Here is a 20,024-nt window from a genome sequence, read left to right as displayed (position 1 = left end):
GCTTCGTAATAGCTTCATTCTGAATACAACCCTTCAAGCTGTGGTAACGTCCAAAAATATGATGGATTCGAGTATGAATCCTTACCTTTTGCGTTTTGTCTATATTCGGCTCTAACGAGAAAGCAGTGCTCTTCAGCTCTGGTAATCCCCACATAATGAAGGTTTGTATCTTGTTCTAGATTAGTGAACGTCTGTTCCCCCCAAGATTTTCCAGGTGTCAGATGAGGAAAAGACCATTCTTCTAAATCTAAGTGAAACACATACTTGAACTCCAGCCCTTTGGATTTATGAAGTGTCATGACCTGTACTTCATTTTCATCTTTTAATTTAAACTGCTTCAAAAATGATTCATCATGAACTTTCGATATTAGTGCTGTATCTGTAGATCTTGTATCTTTAATGCCAATTAAAGTGGCTAATTGGTTAAATTTACCAATCAACTCTTCCACAGTTTGATCATCTTTTAATTTTTGGATCATTGTTCTCAAGTTATTGATTGATAGTTTTTTGTGATCAATAGACTCGAAATAGGTATCAATTATGTCTTGCATCGTGGAAATCGCACCATATCGATAAGATAATAAATCCGTATAAAAATCGGCACACTCGGTTGAAGCATGCTTATCAATAGGGTTGTCGTTATATAACCTATACTTGACGGTCATTCCATTAGCAATCATCTGTAAGGATTGCTCTTTTCTAGCTAATACACCAACATCTGATGCTTGTTTGATGTTGCCATCTTTGAGCAATGTATTAATGTAAGTAGATATACCGTTTCCTATGCTTGTTAGATTACCTTGGAGGTAGGAGCGATGAACTCTGATATCGTCAGGGGCATGTTTTAACAACTGAGCATTGCTACCAATCAATCGCTCAGCGTAATTGACGATAGAAGGGTGACAACGATGGTTCTTGTCAATAACGAAGTGCTTGAATCTTGGATCTGTTGTCAACGCCAAAAGTAGCTTTGAGTCACCACCACGAAACTCATAAATACTTTGCCATGAATCACCAACTGCGGTGGCAGTTAATCCTAACTGAAGTAGCTCAACGAACAATTGATGTTGAGCAAAAGATGAATCTTGATACTCATCAATGTAGACGCTTGAATACCTTGCAGAAACATAACGCCTTGCTGCTAAAGAATTCTTGAGAACAAATAACGCTAGAGCCGCAAAAGAGTTCATCCACAAAATACCGTCATCGTATAAAGCTTTGAATCCAGGATCATTGACAATATCTGCTGTTGTTGGAGATTTATATTCTTCGTTTAAATACTCATTGTATGGGCTAATTAACTTCTTCGTTGCTCTTAATTCTAAAGCTGGTGATCCCCAAATTCTCGGTAAGAATGGTAAAATAATTTCTTTGAAACAAAAACTATCGATTGTCCCAAAAAAGCTTGCTTTGGTGTCATGTGCATTCGAAGTGCATTTACGCTTCAGTTCTGCGCTCGCTTTTCGAGTATATGTAATAGCAATGACACCTTTATAAGAAGGTAAATTTAGGGTGGATTGTCTAATTTTTTCGGTTACAACGGTTGTCTTTCCACTACCAGGACAAGCCGTAATAATCATACTTCCATTGTAATCAATCGCTTCTTGTTGCTGCGCTGTTAGCTTAAACTGCTTCATAGAGTTACCTTACCATTTCCACTAATTTGTGTAGTGGTCTCGCCAAATCACCTGAAGTAATTGAAGCTAGATCGTTATCAATCTTTTTAAGCAACGGGCGCATTCTAAGTGCTTTTTTCCCCTGTAGGTATTTAATAGCACCATTTGTATCACTTTTTTCTAATGCTTTGACTATTGACTCAGGAAGCTCTGTTACTAGGTCAGTTTCTAGGTCTACTTTAGAAAGATAAATACCTTTACAATTCACTGCATCCGATACAATTTTCCAAGTACCATTATTAAACGCATCGGTAGGTGAAAGTTTAATATCACTATGCTTTAGTTTTGAGAGGTTAGCAGCGCTTAAACAACGATTAGCTCCTGCAAATTGCCACTGACTTTTACCTTTAATTTTGTTGATGTCGTTGTCAGTTCGCATAACCCAAGGAATGTTTAAAGCGTTTAATATTTGGACATATACAGAGAACGAAATACCATCAACTGAGAGGATAGATAGATTTTTAAAATCTAAGTTTATTCCGATTTGCTTAGCTAATTCATGATAAAAGAGCATCTCTGATGGACCTTCTACCAAAAACACGCCGTTAGAGAAAAAAGCCTCTGCTGGTAAGATACTCATTCTATAACTCATACTATTCCAACTCTCCGCAATACATTGCGAACACCCATTACTAGCAGCTATAGTCGAGTTTTTAAATGAAAGTAGACGAACGATAGAATCTGGAGTGAAATTGGTAGCAATTTGAGGTGAGTGTGACGATATAATGGTCTGTCCAGGAAGCTCTTCAATCAAGTATGTCGCTAATTTACGCTGCTGATGAGGGTGGAGGTGGGCTTCAGGCTCTTCAACCACGTAAAAAACAACCTCGTGATCTGTATCCTGTTCAATTATGCTTTTTGCTTTCCATAAAGCTAGCAGTATTTGATTGTTGCGTCCATCGCCACCAAGCATGACACTTTCGCCACCAGTGGATGCACCGAGCTGTAGTTTGTCAATAAAATCATTTACTTCTATAGCGCCAGTGTCAAGCTGAACGGAATAATTTGAGTTATGGTATGCTAGTTTTTTGAGTTCACTGTTGATATCATCTGTTGCTGACTTAACATAGTTTAGTTTGGCAACTTTCCTATTTAATTTTGCTAAATCAGTACTTATTTCTGTGAGTAAAGTTTCATCTTCTTGGCTATCGTTTTCATTTAGTACTTGTTGAGCAATACGAAGAAGTTGCTTCTTTTCTTTGGCGATAACACGATTTAAGTCTCGCTGTGACTGAATGTACTTTAGGTTAATGTACTTGAGGTAAAAGCGACTTGTGACTTCTTGTAAATCTTCTAGCGATTGACCAACCCATAGCTTGTAGCTGAGGTCTGACTTATTGGCCGTGTAGCGAAAAATTGTTTCTCCATTGTCATTTACATTACCTTTTAAAATCGACAGAACAGAATCTTCTTTCACATCTTTAAAGGTTATTGTGATCTCTACATACTGAGAAGTGCCATCTAAACCAATGTGGAAGTCTAGCTCCGAGGGTTCAATATCAGCTTCAGAAAGACTCTTATCTAATAATATGCGAAGAGAATGGAGCATATTACTTTTACCTATATCATTTGAGCCAATGATTAACGTGCTTGAATTAAAATTGATTAAAGCATCATCGAAGTTTCTGAAGCCTTTGAGATGAAGAGATGAAATTTCCAATTGAGTTTCCTTTAATTTATAGGTCTAGAGTACGGTCAGGTAGGTTTAGAAGACATTAAGTCTTTCTTTAAGCTGACGCTTCATATTCGTTAGCTGTTGATTTCGATATTTCCCCACCGCTCTTCGTATTAGGGGGGCAACTAAGCAACTCTGGAAAGTCCTGTCCAGCCTTAGCTAAAAACCAATCTTTCATAGTAAGTCCATTCTTTTATAAAGCTTCATCTTAAGACTAAGCTCTATCTCTAAGGCGATACGTCTTGACTGTTCTTATGTTTTTTATAATTTGTTGTTTTTTAAGATTTTTATTGTTTCTATGTTACATAGCGTAAATGGACATTTCAACCTGTTTGAGATACGATGTTTGGTAATTAAAACCAGATTATGATGAGAACTAAAAAATGGTTAAAAACGTTGGTGACAAAGAGTTTTTTGGCACGTTGTGGGAATCAGCCGTAGCGTTACGTGGTGCATTGCAGCCCTCCGAATACAAGCACCCTGTGCTTGCTCTTCTATTCTTTAAGTATGTTAGCGACTCCTTTGTAGAATTCCGTGAAGACGCTCAAGAATGGGTAAAAGATGAAGACCATGAGTTTTTCGAGATGGACTTAGAAGACCGTGATTTATACGAAGCAGGTAATATCTTCTGGGTTCCAGAAGTTGCTCGTTGGGAATATTTAGTTGATAACGCTAAACAAACTAACTATGCGAAAGTACTTGATGATGCATCAAAAGCGATTGAGGAGCACAACCCTGAGTTAAAAGGCATGCTTTACCGTGGTTTTGGTCTTTTGAAAATTCCACCAAGTAAGCTTGGTGAGCTAGTTGATCTACTTAGCTCCCTCAGCTTCAAAAATGCTGAGCACCGTTCTGCTGATGTTCTAGGTATGGCTTATGAATTTTTCTTGGGTAAATTTGCTCTTGCTGAAGGCTCTGATGCAGGCGCATTCTTTACATCTGAATCTATCGTTAAAACGCTTGTAGAAATCATTGCCCCAACACGAGGTATTCTATACGAACCAGCTATCGGCTCTGGCGGTATGGTTGCATGGTCTGAAAAGTTCATGGAGCGCAATGGTGGTGAGCGTGGTGATATCAGTGTGTACGGTCAAGAGTACACCCACACCACTTGGAAAATGGCAGCGATGAACCTTCTAATTCGTGGTCTTGATTTCGACCTTGGAGAAGAAAATGCCGATACGCTTCTAAACGATTTACACAAAGATGTTCGTGCTGACTACATTCTAGCTAACCCACCATTCAATCAAGAAAAGTGGGGCGCAAGCAAAGTTGCTAACGATGTTCGCTGGAAATGGGGTACACCAACTGATAGCAACGCTAACTATGCTTGGATGCAACATATGCTGTATCACCTGAAAGAAACAGGTCGTGCAGGTGTGGTAATGGCGAACGGTGCGATGACTTCAACAGCCAACACTGAAGGAGATATACGTAAAGCTATCATCGAAGATGACCTAGTTGAATGTATGGTTGCTCTGCCACCAAAGCTGTTCATTAATACACAAATCCCTTCTTGTATCTTCATCTACAATAAAGGCAAGAAACGAAAAGGTGAAACACTATTCATCGATGCTCGTCATCTAGGTCGCCTAGAGACTCGTGCTCAACTTGTTTTTGATGATGAACACATCATGGAAATCGCACAAACGTATCACGCATGGGCAAAAACTGAATTTGCTGAAAAAGATAGTAAATATGCCGATGTTCCAGGTTTCTGTAAGTCAGCAAAACTTGAAGATATTCAGAAAGCAGGGTTTGTTCTATCACCAGGTCGTTACGTTGGCGCTGATGAAATTGAAGAAGATGAAGCATCATACCAAGAAGATATGGCTCTCTTAACAGAGCAATTATCTGGTCAGATATCAAAATCTATAAATCTTGACGAGCAAATCAAAGCTTCGCTTGCGGAGGTTGGGTATGAGCTTTAATGGAAAATTAAGCGATGTTGTCAATATTATCGGTGGAGGTACACCAAAAAGAAGTATTCCTGATTATTGGGGGGAGGGTATACCCTGGTTATCTGTGGCTGATTTTAACTCTGACAGTCGATATGTTGATGAGGCTAAAGAGTCAATTACAATCGAAGGGCTTGAAAAAAGTAGTACTAAGTTATTAAAGTCAGGAATGCTAATTATTTCAGCTAGAGGCACTGTTGGCTGTTTAGCACAATTAACAAAAGAAATGGCTTTTAACCAGTCTTGTTATGGTTTAGATGGCAAGAGAGAGTTAATCCAGAACAACTATTTATATTACTTAGTAAAACAAAAAGTATCTGAGTTACAAAAAAAAGGTCATGGGGCTGTATTTAACACAATTACTAGAGAAACATTTGATCATATAAGTATTGAATTACCTAGCCTTGAGGTGCAATCCAATATTTCAGGCATTCTAGGTGCAATTGATAACAAAATTGCCAACAACAAATCCATGAACCAAACTCTCGAAAAGATCGCCCAACGCATTTTCAAATCATGGTTCATCGACTTTGATCCAGTGAAAGCAAACAAAGAAGGTTTGCCTTTCGATGGGTTATCGCCTGAGGTACAAGCATTGTTTCCAAATGATTTTGAAGTTTCTGAGTTGGGGATGATTCCGAAGGGGTGGAATGTCGAGCCTCTCTCTAGCCTTATTAACATCAACCCTAAGAGAACTATTAAGAAAGGGACTGTAACTCATCATATAGATATGAAAGTCCTCCCAACATCATCAATGAGTATTAATGGTGTTAGTTCTAAAGAGTTTAAATCAGGCACGAAGTTCATCAACCATGACACTTTACTCGCACGTATAACCCCTTGCTTAGAAAACGGAAAAACGGCTTACGTAAATTGCATTCCTGGAAATGATATTGCTTGGGGTTCAACAGAGTTTATAGTTATGAATCCTAAAAATGAATACATTAGGGAATATACATATCTATTAGCAAGGAGTGATGAATTAAGAGCTTATGCTATTAAAAATATGACAGGCACAAGTGGTAGACAACGTGTGAGTGGTGCGTTAATTGGGGAATTTCAAATTCCCCAACCTGATGAAAATATTATTAAAGCTTTTCATAAAATAACAGCGTCTTTGTTTGCAAAGATTTCATTAAACACGGCAAACTCTGTTGCGCTGGAAAAAACTCGTGACCGATTATTGCCAAAATTGATCTCAGGTCAAATTTCTGTAAGTGAGGCTAAACAGGAGCTTGCAGAAGCGGTATAACTAGAAGACCTAGCTCTCGTCAGAGGGCTAGGCTTATTACTATTTAGAACAATAAAAACAATAACAAAGAATAGATATAACAATGAAAATAACTGAAGAAATGCTAGAAGACCATTGTATGGTCTGGTTTAACCAAATAGGCTACCAAACCATAAATGGCAGTGAACTAGAGCCGACTGGTGCAACACCAGAGCGAGAATCGCTATCAGATGTTGTGCTTAAACCTCGTTTGCGTAAGGCTCTGGTTGATATCAATGAACACCTTCCTGAAGTTTGTATTGATACAGCTATAGACATCTTACTTACCACCGTACCGTCTACCGAGCGTGCTAACCACACTTTTCACCGTCAATTAATCGAAGGTATCCAAGTCGATTACGAAGATGACGGTGGTCAGCCTGTTGGTGATAGAGTCATGCTGGTTGATTTTGATAATGAAGATAACGACTGGTTAGCAGTCCGTCAGCTCTCCGTAAATGGTGTGACAAATGGCGAAGTAGATAATCGTAGACCTGATATTGTTGTTTTCCTAAACGGATTACCAATCTCGGTTCTGGAGCTTAAAAATCCTGCCGATACAAAGGCTGATGTGTGGCGAGCGTACAACCAAGTACAAACCTACAAGAGTGCTATTAAAGATCTATTCATCTTCAATGAGTCACTCATTATCTCTGATGGTACTGAAGCTTACATTGGCTCTTTAACTGCTGATCGTGATCGCTTTACGCCTTGGCGAAGTATTGATGGCTCTCGTGATGACACAGAAGACACTTTAGCACTGGAAGTCATGGTACGTGGGTTCTTTAATCAAGAGCTATTGCTTGATTACCTTCAATACTACATTTCGTATGAAGTTGATGTTGAAAAGGTGGTTAAGAAAATCGCTGGTTATCACCAGTTCCACGGTGTTCGTGCTGCGGTAGAAAGCACTATTCGAGCGACAAGGCACGATGGTGATCAACGCTGTGGCGTTTACTGGCATACGCAAGGCTCTGGTAAGTCTCTGTCGATGACGTTCTACAGTGCGAAGCTGATGGCTTCTCCTTCAATGAATAATCCAACGATTGTCGTTGTTACTGACCGTAATGACTTAGATGAGCAGTTGTTCGAAACATTCTCGGAAAATGCTGAGCTTTTAAATGACACGCCAGTACAAGCCAAAGATAGAGACGATTTGATTGACCTACTCAATAATCGTCAATCTGGCGGCATTATCTTTACAACAATGCAAAAGTTCTCACCACCTAAAGGCGAGACTCGCTGTAAACCACTCACAGAACGTCATAATATCGTTGTAGCGGCAGATGAAGCCCATCGTACTCAATATGGCTTAAAAGCTCGTGTAGACAAGAAGACGAGCGAAATGAAGTATGGTTACGCTCAACACCTGAGAGACTCGCTACCTAATGCTGGCTTCATTGGTTTTACTGGTACACCTATCGAGATGGAAGACAAAGATACTCGTATCGTATTTGGTGAAGATGTCTCTGTATATGATATTGAACAGGCTCAGAAGGATGGTGCAACAAAACCACTCTATTATGAGAGTCGTCTTATCAAGCTAGATATGGATAAAAACACCACAGAAGAAGACGTTGACCAAAAAGTTGATGATCTGGTGTCTGGATATGATGAAGATGATCAAGCTAAAACTAAGTCTCGTAATGCAGCTTTAGAAGCGCTTATCTGTGCGGAAGACCGTGTTGAACGCCTTGTGAAAGATATGCTCAATCACTTTGCTGATCGTGAAGAAACGTCTCTATCTAAGGCGATGATGGTTTGCATCAGTCGTGAAGCCTGCGTTCAGGTTTACGATAAAATTGCTGAGCTAAAACCTGAATGGGCTGATGACGATCCTGAAAAGGGCTGCATGAAAGTGATCATGACAGGGACTTCTGACGATCCTGAGAAATACCAGAAACACATTCACAAGAAGCCTATTCAGAAGAAAATTGCTAAGCGAGTTAAGAACCCTAATGATGAGCTTAAATTGGTCATCGTTTGTGATATGTGGCTAACGGGTTTTGATGCTCCTTGTTTAAATACTATGTATATCGACAAACCGCTGAAAGGACATAACTTAATGCAGGCAATTGCTCGTGTTAACCGTGTGTTCCGAGACAAAGAAGGTGGTTTGATAGTTGATTACTTAGGGATTGCTCCTGAGTTGCGTAATGCTATTGCCAATTACACAGCAAGTGGTAATGGTTCTCCAACCATCGACCTAAGCGAAGCTATGGCTGTGACTAAGACAAAACTGGATGTTTGTCGTGGCATCATGCATGGTTTTGATTACAGCGATTTCAAGACTAATACGCTTGGACTGCTTGCTGGCGCAATGAACCACATTCTTAACTTAGAGGATGGCAAAAAGCGCTTTGATAAAGCGGCTTTATCTCTATCCAAGGCTTTTAGTCTGTGTTCAAGCATGGATGAGGCTAAGGAAATCAAAGAGGAAATTGCCTTCTTCGAGACTCTGCGTGCTGCAATTAAGAAATCTACTACATCAAAACAGCGTATGTCGGATGAGAAGGTTCAAACAGCTCTAAGGCAGGTTGTTTCTGAAACAATTGTTTCGGGTGATATCGTAGATGTATTTGATTCAGCAGGGTTGAATAAGCCAAACATTAGCATTCTTGACGATGAGTTCTTAGCTGAAGTTGAGAAGAGTGAGCACAAGAGTTTAGCAGTAGAGATGCTTAAAAAGCTCATACAAGATGAAATCAAAACTCGTACTGTTAAGAACGCTGTAGCTTACAAGACCTTCTCAGAGATGTTACGCAATTCACTTGATAAGTACCGTAATCGCTCAGTAGAAACTAGCGTGGTAATCGAAGAGCTGATCAAACTTGCAAAAGAATTGAGAGAATCAGCAGATCGTGGGGAAGAATTAGATCTGACCAAAGAGGAACTGGCGTTTTTCGATGCTTTAGTTGCTAACGATTCCGCTCGTGAAGCTATGAAGCAAGAAGACATCTTGACCATCGCTCGTAAGCTTGCCGAGGAAATTCGTAAAAGCGCTCAACCAGACTGGGCAAAGCGCAAAAATTTGCGAGCTAAGATGCGCCTCAAAATCAAACAGATACTTAAACGTACAGGCTACCCGCCAGATGAGCAAGCTGAGGCGGTTGAACTAGTGTTAGAGCAAGCTGAACTAGTGAATCCTTAACTTTTAAGAGTAACTACATAGAATATCGAAACAATTTCTATTCTATACTGTGACAAACTCTTGTAATCATGAGTTGAGATATTGATGTTGGAATGAAAGATTAAAAGTGTGATTTCTACGAATCACACTTGTTTTCTAGATGCTGTGTTTCTGCTAGAAGTTCGTCAATGACATCAAGATCTTCAGTGAGAAATGATTTTTGTTTTAGAAGTCGGGTTAACTTTGCATCAGACCAATCTTCAGTTTGAGGGAAGCTATAGCTCAATCTTTGATATGCGTGAATTTGATTTTCAAGTAAGTCTAGCTTTTCATCTATGGTATTGCGTACTTCTTTGATGTGCTCGATCTCAAAATAGCCTGGCAACTTTGGGTAACTCTTAATGAGTTCGCCTTGCTCATTTTCAGTATAGAGCTTTCTGTAAACAGCGCCAACGGCTGGTTTAATGCCGAGTGATTGAATGATTGGCTGATCTTCAGATTCATATGACTCTAATAAGCGTTCGACCAATCGCTTGATAGAACGTTGAGGTAAATTTCCCTGATAATCATTTTCAATTTTTTTAACGAGATCATTCAAATAGAAGACCTGAGGCATCTTGGTACATAGTGCCATTAACATTGTTTCTTCAAATGAATCTTGCATACGATAACTCCAAAATTAACAACCAGACCAAGTATAATTGGTTTTTAGAGTAAAACCAAATATATTTGGTTTTGAGATTGAAATGAAAAAAGAAATTGCGATCTGTTTCGGCATTAAAGTTGCCGATAAAAGAAAAGAAAAGGGATGGCTGCAAGGCGATCTCGCAAAATTATGTGGTTTAAGTAAGAACTACATCGGAATGTTAGAACGAGGTGAGAGTAACGTAACGTTAGAAAAAGTTTACTTGTGCGCATACGTTCTAGGGTGTTCTGTACGAGACTTGTTACCCTGTGACGATGAGATCTTTGAGTTAATACAAGAAGAGTCTGAATAGTAAATACGAGCCTTAGGCTCTACGATTGCATACGAACTTGAAAGTGGGTTGAAGTATTTAATACAATTGTACAATGCGACCTTGCTGTTAATGGAGATTGATATGGAAACAATTCTCATAAAAATTGAAAGTTCGACAGGAATTGTTATTCCTGATGAATTCTTAGCAGAAATGCAACTGAAGCCTGGTTCTAAAGTCACGCTAATCCGTAAAGAGGACGGGTTCTTTGTGAAGGCATTGGATAAAAAACCAAAGTTTGACATCAAAGACTTAATGGCTAATACGGATTTTGACTCGCAACGTAATGACCCTGAATTACAAGAATGGCAAGCTAAGTCAAGATCAGGGCGCGAGGGGATCTAAATCACAGCCCCCTCTGTTAGTGGGCTATAGAACTAATCTGCCAGATTTGATTATATCGTAGTATGGAAACAGACAGGTTGAGTCTAGGCTAATCCACCTAAGATACTCTGAACTGCTCACCTAAAGGCGGAGTAAAACCTAAATATCGCGATTTAGCATTTGGTGTACGATTAATTGCACGATTTAATGCCTGGATATCGCCGACAAAAATAGTTGCTTCAGTACTACGAGTAAGAGCTGTGTAAATTAGACTATTTTCGATTAGTGCGCTATCCCAAGATGGTATGACCACAATAGTATATTTGAATTCAGATCCTTGCGCTTTGTGTATCGTAACAGCATAACTATGATTTAAGCCTACTTGAGCAATACGTTCTTCATCCAATTCGATCTGTGTTTCGTTGAGATTACATATCAATTTTTTTATTAATTTTTTTGCACTGTTATACTCATGTACGATGCGCAGAACTACCCCCATATCGCCATTGTATAATCCTAGCTCTTCATTGTTGCGTGTTACGATAACTTTATCACCTTGTCTAAAACCAAATGTTTTACGTCCTTCGGGGTTGATAGTAAGCATGCATGCTTCGTTTATCTCATCAACCGAAACAAACTGTTTATAAGTCGAGAAAGGAGTGATGATTTGAGTTTCATAGATTCCTAAAGCTATGAGTAATTTTGAGCATGTAGCAGGGATATCTTGGTTTGTACATGCAAGTTTAAATACTCCATTATTTAATTTTGATTGATAAGGTGGTAGGTGTGCATTGGGTTCTTTTTTGAAATCTATTTCATGCTCATTCAGTTTAGTATCTTTATGACCAACAGTTCTTACTAGCGTAGCAAAATTTTGAATTGGATTATTCGTACTTTGGCGTAATGATGATGTTAGCTCTACATAGTTAATTCTTGCTTCGACCAGAGGCTGAAAAACAGCACCAAAACCTACAGGAGCAACTTGGGCAACATCACCGACCATCAGGAGTGAAAAGTCAGCATCGTGGCTCTCAAGCGCATGTAGAAGCTCTGAAATGATAGATAAATCACACATTGATGCTTCATCGACAACAATTAAACAGTTATTTTTAAGCTTGAGCCTGCTTGATGTCAGTTTATTAATGAATGAGCGTAGAGTAAAACAGCATTCTTCCATCACTGTTTTTGCGACTAATCCTTTGCGTTTTTCCCTAATTACTTTGTGTTTTATAAGGCTTTTTCGAATGCGCTTTGTTGCCACAGCAGAAAGGGCAAGATAATACGAGTCACGTTCATCATGATTACAAATATACTTTATAGCGGATAGGGCGGTACTTTTACCACTGCCGCTTACTCCTTGCGCAACTGTCAAGTGTTGGGTGGTTGCTTTTTCGACTAAGTTCACTTGCTCATGAGTAAGTGCAAAGTTAACGAGGATATTAAACTCACTGATCAATTGGTCAAATCGTGATTGTGATAGATAGAAGTCGGCTTGTTTGATTAACCTTTGTATCGACATCTCGGTCTTAGATTCAATATAAGCAACGCCAATGCCCTGGTACGCTGTTCCATATGAAGACTTGCATAGAGTTCGTTCACTTAATGCAATTTGAACTGCATTATCTACATTATTTTTATTGATGAGTGAGCCAAGCTTTTGATTGAATTCGTCAATAGGAATGGCTGTATGACCATTAGCTAAGGCTCGATATACCACTCTATCTATAGCGCCTAGAAATCGGTATTTTGGGGAACAGGGTGACTGTTTATTTATTCTTTCTGCCACCCCCCATGCATTTACAAACTTTGCGCCAAACTGGAGGGGTAGGTAGGGGTTTTGCAATAGAGATTGTTTTGCAGTGAGTCCTAATAGCTCATATAAATATTTTGCAGTTCTAATGTCATACCCAGTAGATTGAATGAATTCGATGTAATCGAATTCGTTTACTAGATTGTTGAATGCTAGCATTACAGCAAGTGCTCTTTTGGGGTTGTTAAATGCGACACTTAGAGCAGGTAGATTTTGTTCAGTGAGTATTTTAATGAATTTCCTAGCACTTCCCGCTGCTTTTATTGTTTTCTCTAGTCGTTTACGTTTGCAACCTAAACGATAGAAAATAGGATGTTTATCTAAAAGGTGGCCAAGTAATTGGGGGAGAGTAAAGGGGGCATTACCACATTCTAGCAAAGATAACTCTTTATCAAACGTCATTATCAAATCGAATCGTGGTTGAATCGCATTGGTTTGATAGTGTAAACAGTACTTTGTTGCATACGGTCTTGCGGAAGGGGTAAATTGCCAAATCTCTGCTGGTTCTGGTGCTCTATATACAAATTCTACACTTATGGTGATGCATAGTCTTTTCTGATATTTTAGACACTTAGCATATATTTGGTAAGCTTCGTTTAGCTCGTCTTTTTGACAACTTGTGACAACAAAATTAGTTTGCAAAAGTACGTCCTCCGCCCAACAGCATATTCTCTATTTGTTTTAAGTGAGTTCCTTCGATGTTGTTCCTATGAGCTTTACAAGCTAATAATTGCGCTTCTAGATCTTGAATTATTAGCTCTTGGTTTGAGATTTTCTCTTGTAACTTGTTGATTTGATGATTATTTATTGTTGAGCTGTCGGTCTCTATAGTTTGGTTCTCATTGCTTGACAAATTTAGAGTGCTGTTACTAATGCCTAGCTCAATGATGTCTTGTTTAATTCTGGCTTGAATATACGAATTATCGTTGATTGTTTGACGGCTTTTGAATCCACACCACCGTGCAAGTTCAGAGACATTGATACCCAGCGCATTGTTTTTGTCTCTTGGGAATGAGAAACCTTTTTTCTTCATCTTTGCAATACAATCATCATACAACTGACGATAAAGTTTACTTTTGGCTGGTCCTTTTAGTGCTTGTTGCTCAGGAGTCAAAGTTTGTCGAGGAAAACTTTTATTCATTATTTCCTCCATGTTCTCTGCTAGATTGCCAATCAAAATAAGGGGTCAAGTATTGGCTATTTACGATAACTTCACCGTAAATGTCCGTAATTGTATTGTTGTTTTGCTCATAAATGACTCCTAGATCTGAACTGTTTAACCAATCTAGGAGATGTGCCATTGCATGGCACATTTTTCTAGTCTCGTTCTCCGTATTATTCCCTGTTACGTCCGTATTTCCATTTCCAAGTTGTTGATCTATTTGCGCTAATGTTAACTCAAGCTGTTCATTTCGTTGATGAGACTTTGTTAGTTTTTCATTTAAGTTGCTGATTTTACACTGCAAAAGAGCCTTTTCAGCAACCCAATTTGACGGTACTGAGTCCAGTATCGACAAGTTGCCAGGTTGCTTATTTCTGCTTGAAAGTGAACTAGCGTTTAGCTTCGATATTTTTGATAGTGATTCTTCAAGAACACCTCGATATTGCCCGCTATGTTTAAGCAGGGTAGAGTAACCAATAGCATCCTGTGCATGATCCTCCGTCATGATCTCAACAGTCATTTTTGCAAGATGATCCAAATTTTTCACTTTACTGTAGAGCTTTTTAGAACGTTCAATTTTACTAACTGTGTCCCTTAAAAGCTTCAAACGAAGAAGCATCAACTCTTTTCGACTAGGCATGTTCTATACTCTCCAACGTTTTGATTATTTGATTCTGAACAAGGCTTTTCTGTGGAACAGGTTTATTAATAAGCTCAGTGTCCAGAGTCTCAATTATCTGCTTTTTGTTGATAATTCCAGCATCGATCATCGCAAGTATTGGCGCTAAAATATGGTCTGGGCTTAAGTTTTGTTCTTGATAGCTTATTGCTAGCTGCTGTCTTTGCTGTGAGCTTGCACTCATTGACAGGTACTGTACTTTTTGTGTTAGCCGAGCCATGACAACTCTGAGCTTATCGGATCTGAGAGAAGGAATATCATCCGTAGTGAGTGCATGGTTGAAGAATATTTCAGCAACCTTTTGTTGAACTTTTTCACATTTAATGCTTTCTTTCAGCAATGTAGGTGCGGGAATCATAAAACGGCTATGCTGATTATTTTTAGTTCCAAGTAGTCTTTGTCGCTGTGTTTCAACAGCTTCTTGAGCAATTGCCCACCCAATTTTTTCACTACTAATAACATCAATCTTCTGCTTTAATCGTTTTTTCTCTTGCTTGACGAAATTACTGTCCAAATCTGAATTGGAGTTTAAGCTTTTCAATTCCTCACCAGTCAGTGTTTCATCTATTTCTAACTTTTCCATCATTGCTGATATCGATACAAGATTATCAATATGGCATATTTTAATCCTGCAAACACCACAACGTTGAAAGCCTCCATTTTCATCAACAATTTCGGCTGGGCATTCGAGGTTATGGACACATATATGAGTATCTGCAAATGCAATCATTGAGTGTGGGGTCGATGATAGTAGGTCTAAGCCAGTCTTTTTTTGTATCTCGTTTCCTTCTTTATCAATCACGACTAACGGTATAGAAGTCATGCCGTAAAGATTCATCGCTTCTGAAGGCGATTGTAGAAACGCATCTTCGACTTTTGATGAAACAGCTTTACTAGATATTCGTACGCTTTCATTACTATCCGTGCGTTTGATTATTTTTAATGCTTGTCGGCTCGATTCGAATAATGCTTTTGTTTCTTCAGCATTCTCAACTCCGTAGTAAACCGCTGTCTTGCCACTCTGGTTAACTGTCCTCGCCAATAGATGTAGTGGCATATGTCCTATACGGTGTGAAACAAATGTAGTTCGTGAGCCATGAGGTGTTACGATAGGCATTAACTTGATTCTGTGTCCTATTCCATCAAACTTGTGTTTATGCAATTTGCTTTCATCAACAAATGAACGTTTTACATGAGAATTCTGAGCAGTTAATTTATTAACAAAGTTGAGATAAGTCATTGGATCATCAGGTGTCAATGGAACCATTTTAACGAATTGACAATTATTAACATACTCACCACAGTGTGTATTTATTAGCTGTTGAGCTAATAAAAGTAGATTATCCCAGACACCATTCCACTGTTGTTCTCCAAAAGCTTTTCCTGCTGCATTTCGAAATAGAACGTCAATTTCTTGATTTGAAGAACTGTACTTGATTAGATCACCGATATTTCTATCTGTTCGTAGTCTTAAAAACTCCCTTTCAGACCTCAGAATACTAATAACATCCTGATGAGAGGGGGCTTTCCAAGGTCGTTTGTTCGTCTTTTCCGTTTGTACAAGTAGGTGAGTAACATCAGTGTTATCTGTTGCATACTTATCAAAATGTCGCGCATCTAGATGTCGGATATGTATATGTCGAATCCCTTGTTCTAAGGCTACTGTCGCTCCTCGAATTGGACCTAGTAAAGGAATTGATATATTTTTACCATCAATGTGTACTTTTGATGTTTTATTCATACAGAAGGGATTTGATAGTGTTGAGGAGGGCTGATCTAAACGGAAGTACTGATACTCTAAACTATCATTTAAGTACCAAGCTATTGGGGTATAGCCAGCGACTGGCTCAGAAAACACTTGATTTCGAAGGTTTTGTATTTGTAAATCATTTGTTACTACAGCAGTCCCCTTCTTAAGTTGATATGCTTTGAGGGGGATGGCAAGACGAATAGGACTAGTGTTCTGATAGTTGAGTGTAAACTCTCCAAGTCGGGTCGAACGTTTTGGTTTTAGGTCGATAAATGAATACGGATTCGCTTTTGGTAGTGTTGACATGGATGTGAAGCCAAGTAAAGTATGTGTATAGCCCTCTAGGATTCGTTGTTGAAGATACATTCCCAAGCTTTCAAGTGAATAAGCGGTCTCTAGTAGAAATGGAAACTCTTCACGAGAAATCGTTTGTTTAACTGATTCATTATGCGCCCCAAGAGCAATACCATTACAGTGCTTATGCCAATGTTGAGTAAACTCCTTGGATAAAATCACTGCTTGGCTAGGTACGTGTTGTTGATCTAAAGCGAAATTTTCATTAATACTTAATATACAACTTCTTACGCTCGTTGGGAGTTGCTCCGATTGTTGTAATAAAAAATCTGAAAGGGTTCGAGGCCAAGTTTCATTATCAATATCCAGATTAGAAAAACTACGTATAACGAACGTTTCTCGGTCAAGAAGCTTTAGCGTTTCGGGTATCGTAATTGATTGAGATTTAGCTACATCTGGGAACATTTCTATCCAAGCCGCTACATAGAGCAAATACCGTCTTATTGTATTCCAGCCCGCAGTGTATTGTGTTTGCGCTGACTTTGTAGTTGCTTGTCTTTTGAAACTTTGGTGCTGATATTCATCCCAATGTTTAAAATTTACATCTAATGTATCATTCAAGGCTTTATTGACTACGTTCACATTGTTACTAACAACAAAATCGAACAAAGCTTGTTCATCTTTATCGAACAAAACTGCACTAAAATCGAATTCACAGGGACTCAGGGCAACTTTTATTTCATTTTTTACTGTTTCTGTGAGCTTTCTACTGTGACTTTGAAGAGAGTCTGTGTGAAAAAAATTCAGTGAGCCTGTGCAAATGCGTTTTAAGTTTGTTAGCCCAGAGCTAAAGCCTTCAAAAGGCTTAACTGAATCAGTTAATTGTTTGAGAATTGCTAAATGGGATTGCTTTTTGTGGTTAAGTTCTTTCCAAAGCACGCTTAGTCGGGTTACTTCATCAAAACTGCTTAAATCTAGAGTTTCAGTTACTTGACCGCAGTAAAGTAAAAAGTTAGTGGAATTAATGCCAAGTTTAGCTTCTTCTCGGTTAACTTTTACAATCTCACGCTCAATCAGGTTTGCACTCTCGTACCCAAAAAAAATCGCTTCAAATTTGGCAGATAGATTTTTGACGTACTCATCTGTAGCCCCAAACATAGGGGGGGTATTTCGTCTATTATTGGCTTTAAACGTAACAAAAGAGTGTAGGTTGTTAGACACAATAGTATGTGAAATCGGCAGAATAATATGCCCAGATCGCCATAGGCGAATTAATAAACACCTTGATAAGTGAATTAGATTACTGAATAAATTGCTTGTTAAAATCTCTTCATTCACGCCCATTTTTGAAGCTAAATATTTGGCTTTTTTTATGAATTCAGTAGCTGCTAAATGCTGCTTGTGTAGTGGATCGTTGGCTCTTTGCTCATTAACTTTGTAGTTCGTAGTACCATCACCAATGCATGCAAGTTGATATAATTCTTGCGCTGTGATTATTATATTTTGTTTAAGTTCAATAATTGCCCAGCGAGCATCTGCAACGCCATTTGAAATGTTAGTGCCGACAAGTGCGGAGTTGCTTAGGTCGTACTTTTTTTCAACGCCTACATCAGTGAAAAAATCATGAACATCATTTGCTAATGCATTAGCAATAATAGGTATTTGATTGTTAGCTTGCTGCTCCCCATTAGGGAAAATAACTTGATTGCTGATATTAAACATTGTTAGCCTCTGCACTGAAATTTTCGATTTGAGTTAGTTTTAGATTGATTTTTTTAGCTTGCTCTTCGTGATACAACTTTTGTTCGATCAAGGCTGTTGTTTCATGAGATAAATTGCCTATACGAGCTAAGATACGTGCTTTGGCATGTTCATCTTTTACTTTATCTTCATCAATCTTAATGTAACGTAAAGTACTATTAAGTGACTCATGCCCAATAAGTTTTTTCACTATTTGAACTTCTAATCCAAATTTTATCCTTTGGCTTCCGTCTTCCATTTCTTCTATTGTGGGATACTCGTTTAATAGGTAATTGATGAGAGTGTGTCTAGCCAAATGAAATCCATAGATGTACGACACACCAATTTTGTTGAGGGCTAGCTTATATTTTTTTTCTATGTTGCTGAGACTGCGTTTGTTTCTTCTGGCTTGATTAACTAAAAGGAGAGGGCGGCCTTTACGAGATCCCTTTTGGAATACAAAGATAAAGTCGTGACTGAAGTTTGAGCAAAACTCACTAGATCCGAGATAGTCTTCTAATGCAAGCCAGAAAACTTCCTCAGCATCACCAAAGAGGTGGACAATATCATCTTTAGTGCTTCTTCCCTTTTCGGACTTGCAAGATTGTTTTTCGATTAGTGTTAAACCACGAAAATCGATTTTCTTCATGTAAATCAATCGATTGGTAAAGTCTATGTGACTGAATTGAAGCATTAAGGCTTCACTAATCCGTAAACCCGTTGCATGTATTAATGCATAAAGTAATCTTTCCCGTTTACTTAATGATGGTAATGATAAAAGGTCACGAATTTGTTCTTGCGTCATTTCACAATAAGATCGGATTTCAGCATCTTCCGATTGTAGTCGCTTAAGTACTCTTTCTGACAGTCCGCTGTAATTGTTAGCACCTATGATCCCACCTAACAATGTATTGTTTTGCCAGTGAAGTTTTTCCGCTTGGCTAACTTTGTTGTTGTTCCAAACTTCGGCAAAGGCAGGTTGATAGTTGAAGTCATTGAGTGAGAATCCATTCTCTCTCGCAAATCGAGTGTGAAAAGCTTTAGCTTCACGTTCACTAAATTTTAAAAAGTGATCGACACCAACTGCATGAAGGTTAACAGCATTATTCCCGAGGTTGGGCTTGTAGCCATCCATTTTTTCTCTAAGAGTGTTGAGCAAGGCATCTTCGATAAGATTGTCGTTTTTAGACAAGTAGTACGGATAATTGTTTATGACTCTGGATACGTAATGTAGGTCTGCTTGATCAAACTGAAACTTTATATCGGCTTCATGCAAGTAATCAATAAACCTTATGACCGCATTACTGTACGTAAGCATGGTGTTTGGTTTTAGTGGCTTACCGTTTTTTCCAGTCAAAGTTTTTAGGTAATTAACGAATTTAGTAAATTCGATGACTTCACTCTTGTCTGCTTTTCTAAACAGTTTTGTATGAACAGAATCAATGACTCTATTGTCAGAGACCTGTATTGATTCATGCTCTTCAATGTACAAGTGCTTCAGTTTCATGAGAGTAAATATCCTTAAGCCGCAAGAGAAGAT

General features: G+C 38.6%; 13 protein-coding genes. 5 read left to right on the top strand and 8 right to left on the bottom strand.

Features of this window, described 5'->3' with window-relative positions:
• Positions 1-14: 14 nt before the first annotated feature.
• Complete coding sequence (locus ITG09_18155) at positions 15-1,637, bottom strand: ATP-dependent helicase (protein ID UPR54872.1); 1,623 nt, start codon at positions 1,635-1,637, stop codon at positions 15-17.
• 4 nt (positions 1,638-1,641) lie between these two features.
• Positions 1,642-3,336: an AAA family ATPase gene (locus tag ITG09_18150; protein UPR54871.1), complete on the bottom strand. Its 1,695-nt coding sequence runs from the start codon at positions 3,334-3,336 to the stop codon at positions 1,642-1,644.
• Between the two features lie 398 nt (positions 3,337-3,734).
• On the opposite strand from ITG09_18150, the gene ITG09_18145 reads away from it, so the two are divergent.
• The 3 genes from ITG09_18145 to ITG09_18135 all read left to right on the top strand — a co-directional run bounded on the left by ITG09_18145 (position 3,735) and on the right by ITG09_18135 (position 9,730).
• Positions 3,735-5,282, top strand: coding sequence for an N-6 DNA methylase (locus ITG09_18145; protein UPR54870.1), 1,548 nt, complete (start codon positions 3,735-3,737; stop codon positions 5,280-5,282).
• A complete protein-coding gene (locus ITG09_18140; protein ID UPR54869.1) occupies positions 5,272-6,561 on the top strand; it encodes a restriction endonuclease subunit S in 1,290 nt (429 codons plus the stop codon). Before ITG09_18145 ends, ITG09_18140 begins: the two co-directional genes overlap by 11 nt.
• An 82-nt stretch (positions 6,562-6,643) precedes the next feature.
• Positions 6,644-9,730: a type I restriction endonuclease subunit R gene (locus ITG09_18135; protein UPR54868.1), complete on the top strand. Its 3,087-nt coding sequence runs from the start codon at positions 6,644-6,646 to the stop codon at positions 9,728-9,730.
• Positions 9,731-9,845: 115 nt separating this feature from the next.
• On the opposite strand, the gene ITG09_18130 is transcribed toward ITG09_18135, so the two are convergent.
• On the bottom strand, positions 9,846-10,373 hold the full coding sequence (locus tag ITG09_18130) for a hypothetical protein (GenBank protein ID UPR54867.1): 528 nt from the start codon (positions 10,371-10,373) through the stop codon (positions 9,846-9,848).
• Positions 10,374-10,455: 82 nt separating this feature from the next.
• Here ITG09_18130 and ITG09_18125 point away from each other — a divergent pair, with 82 nt between their 5' ends.
• Together ITG09_18125 and ITG09_18120 are read left to right on the top strand one after the other, a co-directional pair.
• Complete coding sequence (locus tag ITG09_18125) at positions 10,456-10,707, top strand: helix-turn-helix transcriptional regulator (protein ID UPR54866.1); 252 nt, start codon at positions 10,456-10,458, stop codon at positions 10,705-10,707.
• A 102-nt stretch (positions 10,708-10,809) separates the two neighbouring features.
• Entirely contained in the window at positions 10,810-11,070 is a 261-nt protein-coding gene (locus ITG09_18120; protein UPR54865.1) for an AbrB/MazE/SpoVT family DNA-binding domain-containing protein, read from the top strand.
• 97 nt (positions 11,071-11,167) lie between these two features.
• Here the strand turns inward: ITG09_18120 and ITG09_18115 are convergent, their stop codons facing one another.
• Genes ITG09_18115 through ITG09_18095 form a run of 5 tightly spaced genes read right to left on the bottom strand, consistent with a single transcriptional unit; the run spans position 11,168 to position 19,991 of the window.
• The gene (locus ITG09_18115; protein UPR54864.1) at positions 11,168-13,501 is read right to left on the bottom strand and encodes an AAA family ATPase; all 2,334 of its coding nucleotides are present in this window, start codon (positions 13,499-13,501) and stop codon (positions 11,168-11,170) included.
• Entirely contained in the window at positions 13,491-14,000 is a 510-nt protein-coding gene (locus ITG09_18110) for a hypothetical protein (GenBank protein ID UPR54863.1), read from the bottom strand. The genes ITG09_18115 and ITG09_18110 overlap by 11 nt, the downstream gene beginning before the upstream one ends.
• Complete coding sequence (locus tag ITG09_18105; GenBank protein UPR54862.1) at positions 13,993-14,661, bottom strand: hypothetical protein; 669 nt, start codon at positions 14,659-14,661, stop codon at positions 13,993-13,995. The genes ITG09_18110 and ITG09_18105 overlap by 8 nt, the downstream gene beginning before the upstream one ends.
• Positions 14,654-18,466 carry a hypothetical protein gene (locus ITG09_18100; GenBank protein ID UPR54861.1) on the bottom strand — a complete coding sequence of 1,271 codons (3,813 nt, stop codon included), beginning with the start codon at positions 18,464-18,466 and terminating at the stop codon, positions 14,654-14,656. The genes ITG09_18105 and ITG09_18100 overlap by 8 nt, the downstream gene beginning before the upstream one ends.
• A complete protein-coding gene (locus ITG09_18095; protein UPR54860.1) occupies positions 18,459-19,991 on the bottom strand; it encodes a site-specific integrase in 1,533 nt (510 codons plus the stop codon). The genes ITG09_18100 and ITG09_18095 overlap by 8 nt, the downstream gene beginning before the upstream one ends.
• Between the last annotated feature and the right edge of the window lie 33 nt (positions 19,992-20,024).

Origin of the sequence: Vibrio cyclitrophicus, assembly GCA_023206055.1 — a bacterium.
In the GTDB taxonomy this organism is placed as follows: Bacteria; Pseudomonadota; Gammaproteobacteria; order Enterobacterales; family Vibrionaceae; genus Vibrio; species Vibrio cyclitrophicus_A.
This window is presented reverse-complemented; position numbering and strand designations above follow the sequence as displayed.

What these genes read in the sequence shown, in the direction of transcription:
- ITG09_18110 (UPR54863.1), bottom strand. Translation starts at nt 14,000, where the DNA reads ATGAATAAAAGTTTTCCTCGACAAACTTTGACTCCTGAGCAACAAGCA.
- ITG09_18100 (UPR54861.1), bottom strand. Translation starts at nt 18,466, where the DNA reads ATGTTTAATATCAGCAATCAAGTTATTTTCCCTAATGGGGAGCAGCAA.
- ITG09_18125 (UPR54866.1), top strand. Translation starts at nt 10,456, where the DNA reads ATGAAAAAAGAAATTGCGATCTGTTTCGGCATTAAAGTTGCCGATAAA.
- ITG09_18140 (UPR54869.1), top strand. Translation starts at nt 5,272, where the DNA reads ATGAGCTTTAATGGAAAATTAAGCGATGTTGTCAATATTATCGGTGGA.
- ITG09_18120 (UPR54865.1), top strand. Translation starts at nt 10,810, where the DNA reads ATGGAAACAATTCTCATAAAAATTGAAAGTTCGACAGGAATTGTTATT.
- ITG09_18155 (UPR54872.1), bottom strand. Translation starts at nt 1,637, where the DNA reads ATGAAGCAGTTTAAGCTAACAGCGCAGCAACAAGAAGCGATTGATTAC.
- ITG09_18130 (UPR54867.1), bottom strand. Translation starts at nt 10,373, where the DNA reads ATGCAAGATTCATTTGAAGAAACAATGTTAATGGCACTATGTACCAAG.
- ITG09_18105 (UPR54862.1), bottom strand. Translation starts at nt 14,661, where the DNA reads ATGCCTAGTCGAAAAGAGTTGATGCTTCTTCGTTTGAAGCTTTTAAGG.
- ITG09_18095 (UPR54860.1), bottom strand. Translation starts at nt 19,991, where the DNA reads ATGAAACTGAAGCACTTGTACATTGAAGAGCATGAATCAATACAGGTC.
- ITG09_18145 (UPR54870.1), top strand. Translation starts at nt 3,735, where the DNA reads ATGGTTAAAAACGTTGGTGACAAAGAGTTTTTTGGCACGTTGTGGGAA.
- ITG09_18135 (UPR54868.1), top strand. Translation starts at nt 6,644, where the DNA reads ATGAAAATAACTGAAGAAATGCTAGAAGACCATTGTATGGTCTGGTTT.